At 55.9% G+C, this 2102-nt stretch carries 2 protein-coding genes and 1 pseudogene; all 3 read right to left on the bottom strand.

Annotated features, from left to right (window positions below):
* Nucleotides 1-539, bottom strand: a pseudogene (locus tag DW677_RS17895) (hypothetical protein); the annotation flags it as partial.
* A 14-nt stretch (nucleotides 540-553) separates the two neighbouring features.
* Nucleotides 554-1267: an antirestriction protein ArdA gene (locus DW677_RS17890; protein ID WP_117567937.1), complete on the bottom strand. Its 714-nt coding sequence runs from the start codon at nucleotides 1265-1267 to the stop codon at nucleotides 554-556.
* A gap of 4 nt (nucleotides 1268-1271) precedes the next feature.
* Nucleotides 1272-2102 (bottom strand): DNA cytosine methyltransferase (locus tag DW677_RS17885; RefSeq protein WP_147324991.1); only part of this gene is annotated, 831 nt, incomplete at its 5' end.

Here is a 2102-nt window from a genome sequence, read left to right as displayed (position 1 = left end):
TCCAGCTTGCCATGCTTGCGGTAATAGGCGTTGACCTCCTTCATAATGAGCTGGGAGCGTTCCAGCCCGTCCAGCTTCTTCTGGAGCTTTTCAATCGCTGCCGGGTCATCGGCGCTGATCCCGCCCATGCCGGTGCTGCGTATCTTATCCAGCAGCCCTTGAATATGTCGCCATTCCTCCATGTTGCTGTCCCGCGCCCGGTTCTGTTTTTCCTTCTTTCCCACCGGGAAATTGGAAGGCCCGGCGATCAGCACAGAGGGAACCCTCGCGTCAATGGCAAAGCCCTGGTTCATGTTTTCGGCCAGCTTGCGGGCGTAGGTGTCTAACAGATGGTCGATCTTCTCATGGTACATGGGGTCCACCCGGGATTTCTGCTTTTCCGCTATGGCGGCGGCCTTGTCCACCATTGCCCGGTATTCCGCCGTTGCGCTCCCTTCCTTGTAGTCGGAAAAGCTGTTCATTTCTTTTGCCCGGCGGGCGGCTCCTTCATTGATAGGGTAATAGTTGATGGTATGCACCTCCTTTATGCTTCGGGCCATGCTGGCCCGAAGTCTTACCGTTCTTCATGGGAAGGCCCCGCCTTGTCCTTTTTCGGAGCGGGTGGGGCTTCTTGAAACCGTTTGAGTGTAGCGAGAATGGAGTGGACAGGCTCGGCCTTTTCAGGATAGGCAAATATCCGGTGTTCCGGCGGAATGTCCTGCGGCCCGTGGTAATACTCCTTGAAGCCCTCCGGGACTGCCGACACATACCCACCGGGAGCGAATACGCCGCCCTCGTTGATACGCACATCCCGCCCGTATGCCTCATAATCGAAGTAGTTCTGAATGTGCTCCGGTATGTCGATAGTCCCAAGCTCGTCGGCGTAAAGACGGCCCAGCCCTTCATCATCGGAAATATCCGGGTAAAAGCGGTAAAGGTCAAGGTTCTGCGTCAGGTTTATCAAATCCTTCACGCTCCTTGTGTGGTTTCCCAAGACAAGAGCGGCTTCAAAGGTTTCCAGTCCGCCCTTATCCCGTACTTCCAGCAGGGCGTGGCCCAGCTCGTTCAGCTCGTCGATGTTCTCACATTCGTAGAGATGATCGTAGAGCCCCAGCACATCGCTGTCAAAGCTGGTAAAGAACACTTCGCTGTACCGTTTCCCGTCTATCCCGATTTTGGCAAGGGCGGCCTGCAACTCCTGTGTCGTCATGGGGAAATGTACCGTTGTCCCTACCTCGATCCCCATTAAGGGGTACAGGGCTGTATTGGTTATATAGGCTTCAAACATGGGCTCATTCCTCCTTTCCGGCCCGGTCAGCCAGCACCTCATAAATCCCGGCCATAATGTAATCGGCGCAAGGGAGGGCAATCGCATTTCCCAGCGCCTTGTAGCGTTGCAGAGGCCGGATCTCCATGCCGTCCGCCCCGTACTTTGTCCAGCCCTCCGGCAGCCCCATCAGCCGTTCGCTTTCCGTTTCCGTCAGAAAACGGATACAGCCGCCCTTCGGGTCGCCCTCATACCAGAAGGCAAAGGGCGTTACATCACTGGCTAAAAGAGTGGGAAAAGGGTCAGTTGGTAATCCGAAGCTGTTTCGGAAGGCCGTTTCTTCCTGCCTTTTTGCCGCTCCCCGCATACGGAAGCACTGAAAGGGGTGGGTGACTGGTATCTGCCGCCCTGTTTCAAAAGAAGCTGTTCGATCTCCTTCGGCGGCGGTCCGCCCGCCCTCTCCGCAAGGCGGAGGAAGTGGGAGCATTGGACGGGGCTTAAATAGTATGTCTGCGGCACGTCTGCCTCCAAAATCCGCCACGACGAAAATCCGCTGCCTTCGTGCCAGCCTTCGGGAGCCTGCCCAATACTGGGCGTCCATGAGCCGCCAGCACACATCAGGTGTTCCCCCTCGCACCATTCCGGCGTTTCCCCATCTTCCCGAAGGAGGCATTGGAACTTCGGTGTCCGAGAAGGCGGATAGGACGGCTCTAAAGTCCATCCGGTCATTTGTAGAAAACGCTCCCATGACGTTTTCCCAAACAGCGATAGCTGGATATAGGTTATCAGTAGCATCCCTCATTTCCTGTATGATACGAAACGCCTGATAGAACAGGCTTGATTTTGCCCCGGCAAG

Origin of the sequence: Clostridium sp. AM25-23AC (assembly GCF_003435125.1) — a bacterium.
Classification (GTDB): domain Bacteria; phylum Bacillota; class Clostridia; order Lachnospirales; family Lachnospiraceae; genus Pilosibacter; species Pilosibacter fragilis.
The sequence above is the reverse complement of the archived record's forward strand: the minus strand, read 5'-3'. Positions and strand labels throughout refer to the sequence as shown.